Origin of the sequence: Staphylococcus sp. GDY8P131P (genome assembly GCF_017891975.1) — a bacterium.
Taxonomy (GTDB): Bacteria; Bacillota; Bacilli; order Staphylococcales; family Staphylococcaceae; genus Staphylococcus; species Staphylococcus nepalensis.
The window spans coordinates 1-761 of record NZ_JAESKF010000047.1 but is presented as its reverse complement, the minus strand read 5'-3'; the positions used below and the strand labels follow the sequence as shown (position 1 = coordinate 761).

2 protein-coding genes are annotated in these 761 nt (G+C 26.3%); both read left to right on the top strand.

All coding sequences use genetic code 11. From position 1 onward, the window contains the following. A partial coding sequence (locus KA894_RS14590; protein ID WP_210134039.1) for a Rep family protein occupies positions 1 to 526 on the top strand: 526 nt, incomplete at its 5' end. After that, entirely contained in the window at positions 526 to 690 is a 165-nt protein-coding gene (locus KA894_RS14585; RefSeq protein WP_194378113.1) for a hypothetical protein, read from the top strand. The genes KA894_RS14590 and KA894_RS14585, both read left to right, overlap by 1 nt. Positions 691 to 761 lie beyond the last annotated feature (71 nt).

The window sequence follows — 761 nt, the reverse complement described above, 5'->3', positions numbered from 1 at the left end:
GGATGGTGGAAAAGTTTATAAAAAGCCTCATTACCATGTTTTGTATGTTGCTAAAAATGCGGTAACGTTAGAAAGTGTAAGAAATAAAATAAAAAGAGCTTTAGGCAATAAAGCTTTATCTCATGTGGAAATTGTAGATGGTATTGAAAGTGTTTATAAATATTTAACGCATGAAAGTAAAGACGCTATTAAGAAAAATAAACATAAATATGATAGTCAAGATATTATCCATTTAAATGATTTTGATATTGAAAGATATATCTTTTTAGATGAAAGTCAAAAACGTAGTTTAAAAAATGATTTATTAAGTATAGTAAAAAATGAGCATATAGTTAATGTAATTGATTTGATGTCATTCCTTGATATATATGGAGAAGAATATGGTATTGATAATATGAATTATGTTCAAGATGTCATTACATCTAATGCTAGTGCTTTTAGACTTTGGTTTGAAGGTAATTATCAATGTGGATATAGAGCAAGGTACTCAAGAATAATTGATAGTGAAACTGGAGAGATTAAATAATGGAATATAATAATACAATTTATTTTGAGAATGGAATTGAACATACATTAACAGAAAAAGAATTGGTTTTAATTAAACGATTGCTATACTCTGCGAAAATTGAAAACGGCTATGAAGAAGAGTTAGAAAATCTGCAAAATTTATTTTTGGAACATTTAGATTGAGTGTGTGATTTTGAACTTAGTGAATTAAATTTTATACACGTGAGTGATCAAAAATTTATGAACATTAGCAA